This is a genomic window from Aurantiacibacter atlanticus (assembly GCF_001077815.2).
GTDB classification, from domain to species: domain Bacteria; phylum Pseudomonadota; class Alphaproteobacteria; order Sphingomonadales; family Sphingomonadaceae; genus Alteraurantiacibacter; species Alteraurantiacibacter atlanticus.
This window is the reverse complement of the sequence record NZ_CP011310.1, coordinates 658,741-673,349: the sequence shown is the minus strand read 5'-3', so window position 1 is coordinate 673,349 and position 14,609 is coordinate 658,741. Positions and strand designations below refer to the sequence as shown.

General features: G+C 59.4%; 11 protein-coding genes. 5 read left to right on the top strand and 6 right to left on the bottom strand.

What is annotated here, in order from left to right; all coding sequences use genetic code 11:
* Positions 1 to 26: 26 nt before the first annotated feature.
* A complete protein-coding gene (locus CP97_RS03325; RefSeq protein WP_048884785.1) occupies positions 27 to 284 on the bottom strand; it encodes a hypothetical protein in 258 nt (85 codons plus the stop codon).
* 230 nt (positions 285 to 514) lie between these two features.
* Here CP97_RS03325 and polA point away from each other — a divergent pair, with 230 nt between their 5' ends.
* The gene (gene polA / locus CP97_RS03320; protein ID WP_048884784.1) at positions 515 to 3,349 is read left to right on the top strand and encodes a DNA polymerase I; all 2,835 of its coding nucleotides are present in this window, start codon (positions 515 to 517) and stop codon (positions 3,347 to 3,349) included.
* A gap of 41 nt (positions 3,350 to 3,390) precedes the next feature.
* Positions 3,391 to 4,467 (top strand): mechanosensitive ion channel family protein, encoded by a 1,077-nt coding sequence (locus CP97_RS03315; protein ID WP_048884783.1) that lies wholly within the window; start codon positions 3,391 to 3,393, stop codon positions 4,465 to 4,467.
* Between the two features lie 63 nt (positions 4,468 to 4,530).
* On the opposite strand, the gene CP97_RS03310 is transcribed toward CP97_RS03315, so the two are convergent.
* Positions 4,531 to 6,837 (bottom strand): CDC48 family AAA ATPase, encoded by a 2,307-nt coding sequence (locus CP97_RS03310; protein WP_048884782.1) that lies wholly within the window; start codon positions 6,835 to 6,837, stop codon positions 4,531 to 4,533.
* Positions 6,838 to 7,291: 454 nt separating this feature from the next.
* Here CP97_RS03310 and CP97_RS03305 point away from each other — a divergent pair, with 454 nt between their 5' ends.
* The 3 genes from CP97_RS03305 to CP97_RS03295 are packed head-to-tail and all read left to right on the top strand — an operon-like array spanning position 7,292 to position 9,137.
* Entirely contained in the window at positions 7,292 to 8,014 is a 723-nt protein-coding gene (locus tag CP97_RS03305; RefSeq protein ID WP_048884781.1) for a CoA transferase subunit A, read from the top strand.
* Positions 8,014 to 8,679 (top strand): CoA transferase subunit B, encoded by a 666-nt coding sequence (locus CP97_RS03300; protein ID WP_048884780.1) that lies wholly within the window; start codon positions 8,014 to 8,016, stop codon positions 8,677 to 8,679. The genes CP97_RS03305 and CP97_RS03300 overlap by 1 nt, the downstream gene beginning before the upstream one ends.
* A 5-nt stretch (positions 8,680 to 8,684) precedes the next feature.
* On the top strand, positions 8,685 to 9,137 hold the full coding sequence (locus CP97_RS03295) for a hypothetical protein (protein ID WP_048884779.1): 453 nt from the start codon (positions 8,685 to 8,687) through the stop codon (positions 9,135 to 9,137).
* A 379-nt stretch (positions 9,138 to 9,516) separates the two neighbouring features.
* On the opposite strand, the gene CP97_RS03290 is transcribed toward CP97_RS03295, so the two are convergent.
* Genes CP97_RS03290 through CP97_RS03275 form a run of 4 tightly spaced genes read right to left on the bottom strand, consistent with a single transcriptional unit; the run spans position 9,517 to position 14,486 of the window.
* Entirely contained in the window at positions 9,517 to 10,791 is a 1,275-nt protein-coding gene (locus CP97_RS03290; protein WP_048884778.1) for a DUF418 domain-containing protein, read from the bottom strand.
* 21 nt (positions 10,792 to 10,812) lie between these two features.
* A complete protein-coding gene (gene metK / locus CP97_RS03285) occupies positions 10,813 to 12,021 on the bottom strand; it encodes a methionine adenosyltransferase (RefSeq protein ID WP_048884777.1) in 1,209 nt (402 codons plus the stop codon).
* A gap of 47 nt (positions 12,022 to 12,068) precedes the next feature.
* A complete protein-coding gene (gene lnt, locus CP97_RS03280) occupies positions 12,069 to 13,673 on the bottom strand; it encodes an apolipoprotein N-acyltransferase (protein ID WP_048884776.1) in 1,605 nt (534 codons plus the stop codon).
* A 42-nt stretch (positions 13,674 to 13,715) separates the two neighbouring features.
* Positions 13,716 to 14,486 (bottom strand): DUF4167 domain-containing protein, encoded by a 771-nt coding sequence (locus tag CP97_RS03275; RefSeq protein ID WP_048884775.1) that lies wholly within the window; start codon positions 14,484 to 14,486, stop codon positions 13,716 to 13,718.
* Positions 14,487 to 14,609: the final 123 nt, after the last annotated feature.

Here is a 14,609-nt window from a genome sequence, read left to right as displayed (position 1 = left end):
TTTTGTCGGAATAGTCCGCCAGAGAATTACTCGGCGACTTCTTCTTCCAGTTCAGCTTCGGCTTCGTCGGTAGCTGCATCAACGTCAGCAGCAACTTCGTCTGCACCGGCTTCGATTTCGTCGCCAGCAGCGTCGAGTTCGGCGCCAGCAGCGTCAGCATTGGCTTCGATGTCGGCCATTGCGCCTTCAGCGGCAGCTTCGGTGGCATCTTCAGTGCCTTCCGAGCAAGCGGAGAGGGTGAGAGCGGCGCCAGCAACTGCGGCGGCCAGAACGATCTTACGCATAGGAATGAACCCCTTGGTGTTCTATTGTTTCCGAAACCGGCGGTGTCGCCAGTTCCAGAGCCGACCAAATGGCCGACCCGACTGCCTAAATAAGGCCACATTTGGGCGTGCGCAAGGGAAATATGGCATAATTGGGGCAAAATCTTGTCACAAAGAGGGCGGTTCCGCCGTCCACTCCCCTTTGCGACTTGCCTGCTGACCAACGGCAAATCGCGTGCTAGCAGGCGCAAATGGCCGAAAAACAGCATCTCTATCTGGTCGACGGTTCGGCCTATATCTTCCGCGCATATCATCGCCTGCCACCGCTCACCAATCCCGAAGGCACGCCGGTCGGCGCGGTTTACGGATACACCACCATGCTGTGGAAGCTGGCGCAGGATCTCGACGCGGCAGACGGGCCGACCCATCTGGCGGTCGTGCTCGACAAATCGAGCCATTCCTTCCGCAATGACATTTACGATCAATATAAGGCGAATCGTCCTGATCCTCCCGAGGATTTGCGGCCTCAATTCCCCCTGATCCGTGACGCCACGCGCGCTTTTTCTTTGCCGCTGGTCGAGGAACCCGATGTCGAAGCGGATGACATGATCGCAAGCTATGCGCTGGCTGCCCAGCGGGCAGGCTGGGATGTGACCATCGTTTCATCGGACAAGGATCTGATGCAGCTCGTTTCGGAAAAAGACGGCGCGCGCATCGACATGCTCGATACGATGAAGGATGCCCGCATCTTTATCCCCGAAGTTGAGGAAAAGTTTGGCGTCCCACCGCATCTATTGGGCGATGTGCTGGCGCTGATGGGGGACAGCGTGGACAACATCCCCGGTATCTACGGTGTCGGCCCCAAAACCGCATCGAAACTGATCGCCGAAAACGGCTCGCTCACCGCCGCGCTCGATGCCGCGCCGGACATGAAGAAGTCCAAGCTGAAGGAACGTCTGCTCGAAGGCCGTGAAATGGCGGAGCTCAGCCGCGTATTGGTGAAATTGCGCTGCGATTGCCCGCTGCCTATCGCCATAGACGATATGAAACTGGCGGGCATCCCGCCCGAACCACTGGCGCAGTTCCTTGAAACGCATGGCTTCAATTCACTGTTGAAGCGGTTGGAGGCGGGTGCCGGAAGCCCCGGCCGCACGACCAATCTCGATCCTGCCAAGGCTGATATGCAGGGCGCGCCTGCTTCTGCCGCTGGCAATGCCCAGCCCCTCCCTGAAATGCCGCCGGTCGATCTGTCCGCCTATGAATGCGTGCAAACGATGGAGCGGCTGGAACACTGGATCGCCCGCGCGGCCGATGCGCGGCTGGTAGCGGTGGATACCGAAACAAGCGCGCTTGATGCGATATCGGCTGATCTCGCCGGTATCAGCCTTGCGCTAGGTCCGAACGATGCCTGCTACATCCCGCTGGGCCATGGCGGCAGCGATATGTTTGCCGATACCCCGCAACAGGTGGATCGCGATGCAGCGATACAGGCGCTCAAGCCCTTGCTGGAAAGCGATGCAGTGCTCAAGATTGGGCAGAACATCAAATATGACATCAACATTCTCGCTCGCCACGGCATAACTGTTGCTCCGGTAGATGATACGATGATCATGAGCTTCGATCTCGACGCTGGCCGCAGTATGGACGGGATCGGCGGCGGACACGGCATGGACGAGCTTTCCGAACGCCACCTTGGTCACACCACGCTCAAGTTCAAGGATGTCTGCGGGACCGGCAAAAAGGCCATTCCCTTTGGCGAGGTGCCGCTCGACAAGGCAACGCCCTACGCCGCTGAAGACGCCGACGTGACATGGCGACTGCACGCGCATCTCGCCTATCGAATGCCTGGAGAAGGGGGCGTGCGCATCTATCAGCGGGTCGACCGCCCGCTCATTCCCGTGGTCGCGCATATGGAGCGCGAAGGCATCAAGGTCGATCGCGCGGAACTGGCACGGCTATCCGAAACCTTTGCCAAGGAAATCGCCCGGCTCGAAGGTGAAATTCACGCCGATGCCGGCACATCCTTTACCATCGGCAGCCCCAAACAGCTTGGCGAAGTGCTGTTCGATACGCTTGGCTACAAGGGCGGCAAGAAAGGCAAGAGCGGCCAGTATTCAACTGACCAGAGCGTGCTGGAACGCCTTGCCAATGATGGTGCGCCTATTGCCAACAAGGTGCTGGAATATCGCCAGCTGTCCAAGCTCAAAAGCACCTATACGGATGCACTTCAGGAAGCGATCAACACGCGCACGGGCCGCGTCCACACGTCCTACAGCCTCGTGGGTGCGCAGACCGGGCGGCTTTCCTCCACCGATCCCAATTTGCAAAACATTCCCATCCGCACCGAAATCGGGCGGCAGATCCGCAAGGCATTCGTGCCCGAAGATGGCAATGTGCTGCTGGCAGCCGACTATTCGCAGATCGAACTGCGCCTCGCCGCGCACATGGCAGATGTCGATACGCTGACAGAGGCTTTCGCTGCCGGAGAGGATATTCACGCCCGTACCGCACGCGAAATGTATGGCGAAGTCACCCGTGATACGCGTGCACAGGCCAAAACCATCAATTTTGCCATTCTCTACGGCATAAGCCGCTGGGGGCTGGCAGGCCGTCTGGGCGTAGAAGCGGACGAGGCGCAGGCGATGATCGACACCTATTTCCAGCGCTTCCCCGGCATCCAGAAATACATTGTCCGCACGTTGGAAACGGTGCGGGAACGCGGTTATTCCGAAACGCTGTTTGGCCGCAAGACGTGGTTTCCGCGGATCAATTCCAAGAACCAGGCGGAACGGCAGGGCAGCGAAAGGGCCGCGATCAACGCGCCTATTCAGGGTACTAGCGCCGATATTATCAAGCGCGCCATGGTCCGCATGCTGCCTGCGCTGCAAGAGGCTGGCCTCGGCAATGTGCGGATGCTGCTACAGGTGCATGATGAACTCGTCTTCGAACTGCCCCAGACTGACATTGCCGCCGCATCTCCCGTGATTGAACGCGTAATGGCCGATGCGGCGCTGCCTTCGGTGACGCTTGACGTGCCGCTGGGAATAGAGATCGGCACCGGCGCAAGCTGGGATGATGCGCATTGAGGCCGGTTGTTTCCATTCCTCTATCCTCCTAGAGGGCCCGCATGCTTGACCAGTATGATCCTCGCAATCTCGAAATCGCCTGGGACGAACTAGCCGTCGCGGCTGTGGCACTGGCAATCACCATCGCGATTGCGCTGGTAATTCACTGGATCGCCTTTCGCCTGCTGCGGCGGTTCGTCCGCATTTCCGAAACCACGGCGGATGACGAACTTCTGTTGCGCATCAAGCTGCCCTTGCGCTGGCTTGCCGTGGCGATTGCGGTGGGCATCGTGGCGCACAGCAATTCGCTGGTGGCAGCGGTTTGGGATGCTGCAGCGCGCTTTGTCGTGCCGGGTATCATCGGCTGGCTCGCCCTGTCGGCAGTGCGCGGCTTTGCAGCGGCGCTGGAATTGCGGACAGAGGAAACGGTCGATCACATTGCCGCCCGCAGCCGCAAGACCCGGATCGCCATTTTCAGCCGTACCGCGTCTTTTGTCATCGTTATCATCACCATCGCGCTCATCCTGATCGGAATCCCCGGCGTGCGTGAAATCGGGGTGACGATGATGGCATCGGCGGGCCTACTGGCCCTGGCCGTGGGCGCAGCAGCGCAGCCTGCATTGAAATCTCTGATATCCGGTTTGCAGATGGCGCTAACCGAACCGATCCGCATCGGCGACATGGTGGTGATTGACGGGCATACCGGCCGCGTCGAGGAAATCCGCATGAGCTATGTACTGGTCCGCATCTGGGATGAACGGCTGGTCATCGTGCCGACCAGTCGATTCCTTGAACAGACCTTTGAAAACTGGTCACGTACGAGCGAAAAGCTGACCGGTCCGATCTTCCTGCATCTTGACCCGATCACCGATATCGCCCCCATCCGTGCCGAATTTGAACGCTGGGCTGCTGCAAACCCGCTATGGGACAAACGGACAGCAACGGCGCAGGTGACCGATGCCCACCCAGAAAGCGTGGAGCTGCGCCTTACGGTCAGCGCCCACACAATCGGCGATCTGTGGAACCTGCGCTGCCAATTGCGCGAACACATATTGGCATGGCTGCGCGAAAACATGCCCGACGCGCTGATTCGCCGCCGCCTCGAAGTCGAAGCTGCTAACGAACGCGCAGAGACATAGGTTTCGACCCGAAAGGGCTGTATCGGGATGAAAGCGCCACCGCGCCTTCATCCCTGAATATCATCAATGTTTCTGATCGCGGGTGGATTCCACCATGCCTTCGGTCAAGAAACCAATCGGGCGCACTTCGGCTGCGCGGCGTTTCAGCTCACCCTTCATCTTGCTGTACTCGCTTTCCATCTTCGCAGTCACCGTGGCCCTGCTATCGTCCAGCGCCTCCGCAAAGTCTGCGGCTGTGACGACATCGGGCGCACCATCGGAGCGGCGGATCGCGTTGAGTCCCGCGCGCCGAACAACGTCTTCCAAATCGGCACCGGTGAAGCGTTCAGCCTTCTCCGCAATGGTCGACAGATCGACATCGCCCGCCAGTGGCATATTGGCGGTATGGATCTTGAGGATATGCTCACGCCCTTTTGCATCGGGCGCGCCGACATAGACGAGTTCATCAAAACGGCCAGGACGCAACAACGCCGGATCGACCAGTGTCGGACGGTTTGTTGCACCGATTACGACGATGGATGAGAGGTCCTCCATCCCGTCCATTTCGGCAAGGATCGTATTGACCACGCGCGCGGTAACCTGCGGTTCGCCCGCACCGGACCCGCGAGCGGGAACCAGCGAATCAATCTCGTCGATGAAGATCACGCATGGCGCGACGGCGCGCGCACGGGCAAACATGCGGGCGATCTGCTGTTCGCTTTCGCCAAACCATTTGCTCAGCAGGTCGGAGCTTTTCATCGAAATGAAATTGGCCTCCGCTTCCTTGGCAACGGCCTTGGCAAGCAGGGTCTTGCCGGTGCCGGGAGGGCCATAGAGCAGGAAGCCCTTGGCCGGGCGGATACCGAGCCGGTCAAAAGCCTGCGGATTCTTCAGCGGCAGTTCGACGCCTTCCTTGAGCTTGTTGATCGCTTCATCAAGCCCGCCCAGATCACTCCAGCCCACGGTCGGGGCCTGCACCATCACTTCGCGCATGGCCGATGGCTGAACGCGTTTGAGTGCCTCGCGGAAATCTCCCCTTTCAACGCACAGCTCGTCCAGCACTTCGGCCGGGATTTCCTGTGCATCAAGATCAATTTTCGGCATGATGCGGCGCACAGCCTCAATCGCAGCTTCTCGCGCCAATGCGGCAAGGTCTGCGCCCACGAAACCGTGGGTGGAACGGGAAAGTTCCATCAAATCCACCCCATCACCCATGGGCATGCCGCGTGTGTGTATGGCCAGGATTTCACGACGCCCGCTTTCATCGGGAACGCCAATCACAATTTCGCGATCAAACCGGCCGGGACGGCGCAATGCCTCATCAATGGCATCGGGGCGATTGGTCGCCGCGATAACCACCAGATTGGCCCGCGCCTGCAGGCCGTCCATCAAGGTGAGCAATTGCGCGACCAACCGCTTTTCCGCCTCGCCCTGCGTCTGCTCACGCTTGGGGGTGATCGAATCAATTTCGTCGATAAAGATGATGGCAGGCTGACTGCGTTCGGCCTCTTCGAAAACTTCACGCAGCCGCTTTTCGCTTTCGCCGTAGGCAGAGCCCATGATTTCCGGCCCGGCAATGCTGAAGAATTCCGCATCCGATTCATTCGCCACAGCCTGAGCCAGACGCGTCTTGCCCGTGCCGGGAGGGCCATGCAGCAATACGCCCTTGGGCGGATCGACACCGAGGCGCGTGAAAAGTTCGGGGTAGCGCAGCGGCAGCTCGACCATTTCGCGCAGCGCCTTGATCGTATCTTCCATGCCGCCGACATCATCATAATTGATCAGGCCGCGGGCATCGCGCGGTTCCTCGAATTCGGCGCGCAATTCTATCTCGGTATTTTCATCAATCTGGACGATGCCCTTGGGGCTTGTCGAAACGACCTGCAGGCGGATCTGGGTCAGCGCATAGGCGGGCGCGTTGAACATGCGGCGCACTTCGGGCGGCACGTTCTGGACTGGCTGCTGGCCATGTGTCGCCACAAGATCGCCCGTCATCAGCGGCTTGCCGAAAAATACGCGCTTCAACGCTTCTGTCGGGCCTTGCAGGCGCATTTCGCGGCGGGCCGGAGCGAATACGACACGGGTAGCCGATTTGCTTTCGGCACGGCGCACCATGACATGTTCGCCCGAAGATGTTTCGGCATTGCCGCGCTGCAAGCCATCCAGCCGGATCACGTCTAGCGCTTCGTCTTCATCATAAGCGGTGGCAGCCTGCGCCACGGTGACGCGTTTGCCTTCGATTTCGACAGCATCGCCTTCAGTAACGCCCAGTGCCTGAAACGCGCTGCGCGGCATTCGCACGATACCGCGACCCGATTCCTCCTGCCGCGCTGCCGCGACCTGTAACCTTACCGTGCCTGCCTCGATCTTGCCTGCATCATCTTCAGCCATGTGCCGCCCATTCCTCTTGCATTGCGTTCACGCAGTAACGCAGCAAAACCTAGGAAGCCCCGCCGCATAATACAAACCTGCCAGCACGATGATTGTGCCAGAATAGCCAATTCTCTGGCGCTGCGGGGCGCAGACAAAAAAAGGCCCGATCGAAACCGACCGGGCCTTGGAAGTTTTGGGAGAGGATGCCTGAAAGGCAGGGAGACATATGCTGGCGGCCGCGTTTTTTCGCAAGTGCGAAAAGGACAAGCCATGTTGCACAAAACGCAACTCATGGAGTTTACGCATAGGAACAAGGTGATATCGCCGGGTGCGATCAAACCCGAGGGGGCATTTTCTATGCAATTTACAGAGTTTATTACGCAGTGCAGCAAAGTTTGCATTGGGGTGACAGGTGACGCTTCACGTTCTATCGAGCCCCTATATTTCGGCTCAACGCAACAGGAATTCTCGCATGCAAAAGCTTTTTCCCGATGCAACATCCGCCCTTGACGGTCTTTTGAAGGACGGCCTCACTATTGCCGCAGGCGGCTTTGGCCTGTGCGGCATTCCTGAAAGATTGCTGGAGGCGATCGAGGCAAGCGGGGTGAAAGACCTGACCTTTGCCAGCAACAATGCCGGGATCGACAATGAAGGCATCGGCAAGCTCCTGCGCACCAGGCAGGTCAAGAAGATGATCTCCAGCTATGTTGGTGAAAATAAGGAGTTTGAGCGGCAATATCTCAGCGGAGAGCTGGAGGTGGAGTTCTGCCCGCAAGGCACCCTTGCCGAACGCATGCGCGCCGGCGGCGCCGGTATTCCGGGCTTCTACACCAAGACCGGCGTTGGCACACAGGTGGCAGAGGGCAAGGAAATCAAGAGCTTCCGCAATCGCGATGGTGAAGAAGAGGACTACATTCTCGAACGCGGCATCTTTGCCGATCTCTCTATCATCAAGGCATGGAAAGCAGATGAAACGGGCAATCTCGTCTTCCGCAAGACCGCACGCAATTTCAATCAGCCCGCCGCCACCTGCGGCAGATTCTGTGTGGTCGAGGTGGAAGAAGTGGTGAAGGCTGGCGAACTTGACCCCGATGGCATTCACCTGCCCGGCGTCTTCGTCCAGCGCATGGTGATAGGCGCGCCCTATGACAAGAAAATCGAATTCACCACGACGCGTGAAAGGGAGGCAGCATAATGAGCGCTCAGGAAGCTGGCGACACCAAGGGCTGGACCCGTAACCAAATGGCAGCCCGCGCAGCGCAGGAGCTGGAGGACGGCTTTTACGTAAATCTCGGCATTGGCATCCCGACGCTGGTGGCCAATCACATTCCCAAGGACATGCAGGTCACTTTGCAAAGTGAGAACGGGATGCTGGGCATCGGCCCCTTCCCCTATGAAGACGAAGTCGATGCGGATTTGATCAACGCTGGCAAGCAGACCATCAGCGAACTGCCGGACAGCGCCTATTTCGACAGCGCTACTAGCTTTTCCATGATCCGTGGCGGTCATATCGACTTGACGGTGCTGGGCGCGATGGAAGTATCCGAAGGTGGTGACATCGCCAATTGGATGATCCCGGGCAAGATGATCAAGGGCATGGGCGGCGCGATGGATCTTGTCGCGGGCGTAAAGAAGATCATCGTGGTGATGGAGCACACCTCCAAGCATGGTGATCCCAAGTTCATCCCGGCCTGCACCTTGCCGCTGACCGGCACCAATGTGGTCGACATGATTGTCACCGATCTCGCCGTGTTCCGGCGTGCTGACCACAATGGCCCGTTCAAGCTTATCGAGATGGCACCTGGCGTCACCGGAGATGAGATCGCCGAGAAGACGACAGCGCATTACGAGACAGACTAGGGGGCATGGGGCCTGTCCCGACCAATCCTGGCACGCGCTGGTTGCTGCTGGCAGGTTGGCTGACGGTAGCTGCATCGGCGCTTCATATTGGTTGCATCATCGGTGGGGAGGAATGGTATCGTTTCTTCGGCGCAGGCGAAGCAATCGCTAATGCCGCCGCCCGTGGCGAGTTTTGGCCGCATGTCGTAACATTCGGCATTGCGGCAATCGTCGCAGTCTGGGCGCTTTACGCTTTTTCGGGTGCAAGCAGGATAGGTCGTCTGCCGCTGCTTCGCACCGCACTAATCCTGATCTCGCTTATTTACCTGGTGCGCGGCCTGCTTCTTTTTCCGCTTCTCATCATCTCTCCGGATAAGGTGAACACCTTTAGCGTTTGGTCCTCTCTCATCGTGCTCGCTTATGGGGTGGCCTATGCGATTGGCGCGGCACGCGCATGGCGGACCATGTCTCAGCCGTAGGCGCAGTTGCCGGCGGCACTTAATCCAATCCATGATCTGATTTAATAGAAGAAGAAGGCAAACGATCGAAGTCAGCCATTTGCCTATCTCATCTTCGCCATCGCCCTAACAGGCTGCCCTGTTTGTGTGTGGCCACCTTTCCTACACATGCCAGCCTGTGTGTTTGTCGCACCATGCCAAGCCCACCACTCCTCCTCTTTTCGGTAAATTTCAACCAGACAAGTGTCACCCTCATCTGCGGCATTGTTTATCGTATAATATTAATGGGTTATCGCGTGCCTTGCTGGGTTACACCCTGTCACCTGTGTCACCCTTTTGGTGATCTGGCCATAACCGCACGTTTTTCTCGCCGTTCACCGATTGCACGCCAAAGACGAAGCTACAGGCGCTGGCGGCGCCTGAACGGGAGCAGCCGTCCGCTGGCACTGCTCCGCCAAAGCCATTCAGCCGGCCCCTGTCGAAACCGCGCTAGCCAAAGCGGCGACCAGACCAGCATGAGCGATATTGGCACAAGGCATAGAACCAGTGCCTCCCCACGGGACACTGCGGCAAACCAGTCCAGGCCCCAGCCTGCGAATAGCGCAGAAAAAAGCAGGCTGGTGGCGAGATAATTGGTCAACGCCATGCGCCCTGTTGCCGCAAGCCGGGCCGTTAACGGGCGATCCTGCAAGGCGTTGCCAAAAAGTGCCATTGCGAGCGCAGCTATGCCGACGCTTAATACAAGATCAAACGGGGCGCTCCACACCAATGCATTGGCAGTGGTGACAATGGGATCGAAACCGCTGGCAATCGCCCAGACGGCGAGGCTGGCGAGGACAGGCAGCGCACATCCGGCGCAAAGCCGCGCGAGCCTGAACGCCCGCGTTGCCTCCCACCGTCCGGCAAGCAAGCCGCTGCGCCACAGGGCCACACCCAGCACCATGGCAGCAAACGATGATGGAAGGGATGCGGCGACGAAACGCGCCTGCTGTGGCAACTCGTCCAGCCGCTGCACGATCCGCTCACCCAACCCCACACCATTGCGCTCTATCGCAGCGGCAATCGCATCGCGGTCATGGCCATACAACTTCTCTGCAATGTCATGCGCGGCAGAATCGACCAGTGCACCGCTCGCCCTGTCGAACCAGTAGATGATCCATTCCCATGCAAACCAGCCCGAAACCAGCAATTGCCCCGCCATGATTGCGGCAGAGGCCCACACTAGCCAGCGCACTTTCCAGCCCATCACAATTGGTAGGAACAAGCCCGCTATTGCGTAGGTTCTGAGGACATCATTATTCGCCAGCACTACCGCATGGGCCAGTGCAATGCCAAGCAGCGCCGCCATGCGGGCATAGTGATCGCGCAAGCGGTGATCGGCGGCCTTGCCCAACAGAATGGCGACCCCCGCGCCGAACATCATCGCAAAGAGGCCGCGGAACTTGTCTTCTATGACAAGGAAGCTGATCGCCCAAAGCGCGGTTTCAAGCGGGGCATCGCCGCCGAAGGCGCGCGGGTTGAGATAGGCGGCGGGCGGCATCGCAAAGCCGATCACATTCATCGGCACAATGCCGATTACCGCCAATCCGCGCAGGCCATCCAGCGCGCCAATCCTTTCACCAGGGTCGGATGCAGAACCGGGCGCGGCGGTGAGTGCGGTATTGCCTGCGCTCACCAGCCGTCCCTCCTTTTCGGATCAGGCCAGCGCGGCCTTCAGATCCTCGACCAGATTGGTGCGCTCCCACGGGAACAGATCACCTTCGGCAGTGCGTCCGAAATGCCCGTATGCCGCAGTCTGAGCGTATATCGGCTTGTTGAGGCCAAGATGCGTGCGAATGCCGCGCGGCGTCAGTCCGCCAAGCTTTTCGATACCCTTGATCGCGTCTTCCAGCGCCGCATCGTCCACCGTGCCCGTGTTGTGCGTATCGACATAGAGCGACAGCGGGCTGGATACGCCAATGGCATAGGCAAGCTGGATGGTGCAGCGCGTCGCCAGTCCTGCGGCGACGATATTCTTGGCCAGATAGCGGGTGATATAGGCGGCCGAACGGTCGACCTTGGTCGGGTCCTTGCCGCTGAATGCGCCGCCGCCATGCGGAGCCGCGCCGCCATAGGTATCGACAATGATCTTGCGGCCCGTCAGCCCGGCATCGCCATCGGGGCCACCGATAACGAATGTGCCTGTGGGATTGATGTGCCATGCGGTTGCATCGGTGATGAGGCCATCGGGCAGGATATCGCCGACAACGCCCTTCACATAAGCGTGCAATTCAGCCTCTTTCTCGCCCTCGTCATAGCCTTCGATATGCTGGGTGGAGACGACGACAGCGGTGCATTCCACCGGCTTGCCATCGACGTAGCGCAACGTGACCTGGCTCTTGCTGTCGGGCTGGAGGAAAGGCGCGGCACCGGTCTTTCGGTCAACCGCCATGCGGTGGAGGATCTTGTGGCTGTAATCCAGCGTTGCGGGCATGAGATCAGGCGTTTCATTGCAAGCAAAGCCAAACATGATGCCCTGATCGCCCGCGCCTTCATCCTTGTTTCCGCTGGCATCCACGCCTTGCGCGATATGCGCGCTCTGGCCGTGTAGATAGTTTTCAAAAGTCAGCGTTTCCCAATGGAAACCGTCCTGCTCATAACCGATGTCACGCACGGTCTGGCGGGCAATATCCTCGATCTCCGCCAAGGCGCCCTCTGCCCATTCGCCATTTTCAAATACGCCCTTGCAGCGCACTTCGCCGGCCAGCACGATCCGCTGCGTCGCGGTCAACGTTTCGCAAGCCACGCGCGCTTCGGGATCTTTCGCCAGCATCATGTCGACGATGGCATCGGAAATTTGGTCGGATACCTTGTCCGGATGGCCTTCAGAGACGCTTTCGGACGTGAACAGGTAGGATTGGCGCATGTTGGAGATTGCCTTCTCTTTAGTAAATGTACGCGTGGAGCGCGGCTCTAACGGTCTGCACGACGCATGGCAATGACGCCGAAGGCCAGCAGCAAAAAAGCCCAGATAAGCGGCAAGCCATTGCCTAAACGGGCAAATGGGGTCGGCGCAGTAGCGGGCGGAACCAGCGCATCGATGCGCCCTGCAACATGTTCGCCCAGATGCTGGCGAACAACACCGCGCGGGTCGATCACTGCGCTGATGCCAGTGGTCGTGGCGCGCAGCACCGGGAGCCCTTCCTCGATTGCCCGCATCCGCGACTGGGCCAGAAACTGCGGCTGCGCACCCATGCCGAACCATGCCTCGTTCGACGGATTGAAAATGTAATCAGGACGATTGGCGCGATCCACAACCTGCCCGCTGAAGATGATTTCGTAACACACCTGCGGGCTGACCTTGCCATATGCGCCAAGGTCGAGCGTTTGCGGACCGGGGCCGGGCCAGAAGTCGATACTGCCTGCCACGAGGCGCGACAGGCCGAGCGGTTCGAGCAGTTCGCGCATCGGCAGATATTCGCCATAGGGCACCAGATGCGCCTTGGAATAACCGCCCAGCAATTCACCGTCCGGCGCCACCGCCGTCACGGCATTGCGCGCGCCGATTGCGCCGACAAGTCCGTTTTCGTCCGTGCCGATTTCCAGATCGACAGCGCCTGTCAAAAGGACGCTGCCTTCACCCACTGTCGCACCCAGCCTGCGCCGCGCGAATTGCGGGCTGCCGAGCGCGGTGGTGCGATCGTAAAACCGCTGCGGATATCCGTCGCGCAGATAATCGGCCATTCCGCTTTCAGGCCACAGCACGATGCGCGGGGCCGTGTCGCCGCTCTCCATTCGCGGAGAAAGGCTGGCCAGTTTGCGATAATTCGGCTCGAATGCAGCGGGATCGTTGACCTGTCCCTGCCGGATATCTGGCTGGACGATGGTGACCTGCAACGTGCCCTCGCGCGGCGGCGGGGCAGGCCAATACATTCCCGCAACGATAAGCACGGCCACAAGTGCGAGCACACGCCAGCGCCGCTCCACCAATAGCAGAACCAGCGCCGCGCCGAGCAGCATGGCGATGCCCGACAGTGCATAGGTACCCATCAGCGGCACAATGGCCGCCAATCCCGCCCGGTCGAACGGGCCGAGCAACACCATGCCAAAAGGATTCCACACATAGCCACTAAAGACCCAGCTGCGCAGCCATTCGGTCACGATCCACGCCCCCGCATGTACCAGGGCGAAAGCCAAGCCCGGCCCGCTGCGCACTATGGTGCGCGCGACAAGGGCAGCAAGTGCAGGATAGACCGCGAGATATAACGCCAGCAGCGGCACCGCGGCCCAGCCAAGAAACGCGGGCATTTCCGCCTGAAACGTAAACGCCGTAGCGATCCAGCTGTTGCCGAGCGTGAAATGCGCGACACCAAACAGCCAGCCAAGCCAAGCAGCCTGCTTCCAGCTTGGCGTGCGTGCGGCCAGATTGATGAATAATCCCGCTGCCAGAAGCGCGAGCGGCCACAGCCCGTAAGGTTGAAATCCCGTCGCGGAAATCAGGCCGAGCGCGAGCGCCCAGAGCCATGTCCGCGACGGGCTTGTATCAATGAGAGGCAGCGGGCGCGCTTGTGCGATCATCTGCAAACTGCCCGAATTACCGCTGTCTTGTCTTGAGTTTGATCAGCCGACGGCTTCAAGCGTCTCGTCACCATCATCGTCTCGTGGACGGCGACGTGCACGGAGCGGCTTGCGCGGTTTGGCAGCTTTTTCGCTGCTGTCATCGCTGTCTTCGTCATCAGCGCTGTCAGCGCGCGCTATGGCAGGAGGCAGCATGGCGGGGTCGAGACTGCCATCGTCTTCCACGGCAGATTCGGTTTCATCGGCCTTGCGGCGCGGCTTCGTCACACGCGGCTTCGTCACACGCGGCTTCCGCGGGGCTTTTGCTTTGGGCTTCTCGCGGGTGAAGGGGTTATCCTCATCCGATTGATCGCCGCCGTCACCTTCCACGCCCTCTTCCGGCTCATTCCGCGGAGCGCGGCTGCGTGTATTGCGCTTGGGACGGTCGCGATCCTCATCGCGATCATCGTCACGCCCGGAATTATCCGACCGGTTGCTGTCCGACCGGCTGGCGTCATCCTCATTATCAGAAGACGCGTCCTGATCGCGATCATCGCGCTTGGGCCGCTGTTCTTCCTTCTGCGCCTTGCTGTCTGCAATCACGCGGAAATAATGATCGGCGAATTGCAGGTAATATTCCGTCTGCACGCGATCGTCATTCAGCTGCGCTTCGTGGGCAAGCTTCTTGTACTTGTCCAACATTTGTGGGGCGTTGCCACGCGACCGGCTGTCAATCCGGTTGCTCTGGTTCTGATTGCCGCCACGGTTACTTCCCCGGCCTCGGCGACGATTGTTATTTCGATTGTTATTCAAAGGAATTTCGCTTCCTTGCATGGATCGACGGCAAATGCCGCTTGCGATCTGATGACCTTGTGTCTCGTGCATCCATCACATGATGCTGGTCTGCCATCATCTGCGCGAAGGGGAGCGTTTAGCCGCCCCCTGCCAGGCAAATGT

Bases quoted from the DNA above. Each gene is read 5' to 3' on its own strand.
- CP97_RS03315 (WP_048884783.1), top strand. From the start codon at position 3,391: ATGCTTGACCAGTATGATCCTCGCAATCTCGAAATCGCCTGGGACGAA.
- CP97_RS03295 (WP_048884779.1), top strand. From the start codon at position 8,685: ATGGGGCCTGTCCCGACCAATCCTGGCACGCGCTGGTTGCTGCTGGCA.
- polA (WP_048884784.1), top strand. From the start codon at position 515: ATGGCCGAAAAACAGCATCTCTATCTGGTCGACGGTTCGGCCTATATC.
- CP97_RS03305 (WP_048884781.1), top strand. From the start codon at position 7,292: ATGCAAAAGCTTTTTCCCGATGCAACATCCGCCCTTGACGGTCTTTTG.
- CP97_RS03310 (WP_048884782.1), bottom strand. From the start codon at position 6,837: ATGGCTGAAGATGATGCAGGCAAGATCGAGGCAGGCACGGTAAGGTTA.
- metK (WP_048884777.1), bottom strand. From the start codon at position 12,021: ATGCGCCAATCCTACCTGTTCACGTCCGAAAGCGTCTCTGAAGGCCAT.
- lnt (WP_048884776.1), bottom strand. From the start codon at position 13,673: ATGATCGCACAAGCGCGCCCGCTGCCTCTCATTGATACAAGCCCGTCG.
- CP97_RS03325 (WP_048884785.1), bottom strand. From the start codon at position 284: ATGCGTAAGATCGTTCTGGCCGCCGCAGTTGCTGGCGCCGCTCTCACC.
- CP97_RS03300 (WP_048884780.1), top strand. From the start codon at position 8,014: ATGAGCGCTCAGGAAGCTGGCGACACCAAGGGCTGGACCCGTAACCAA.
- CP97_RS03275 (WP_048884775.1), bottom strand. From the start codon at position 14,486: ATGCAAGGAAGCGAAATTCCTTTGAATAACAATCGAAATAACAATCGT.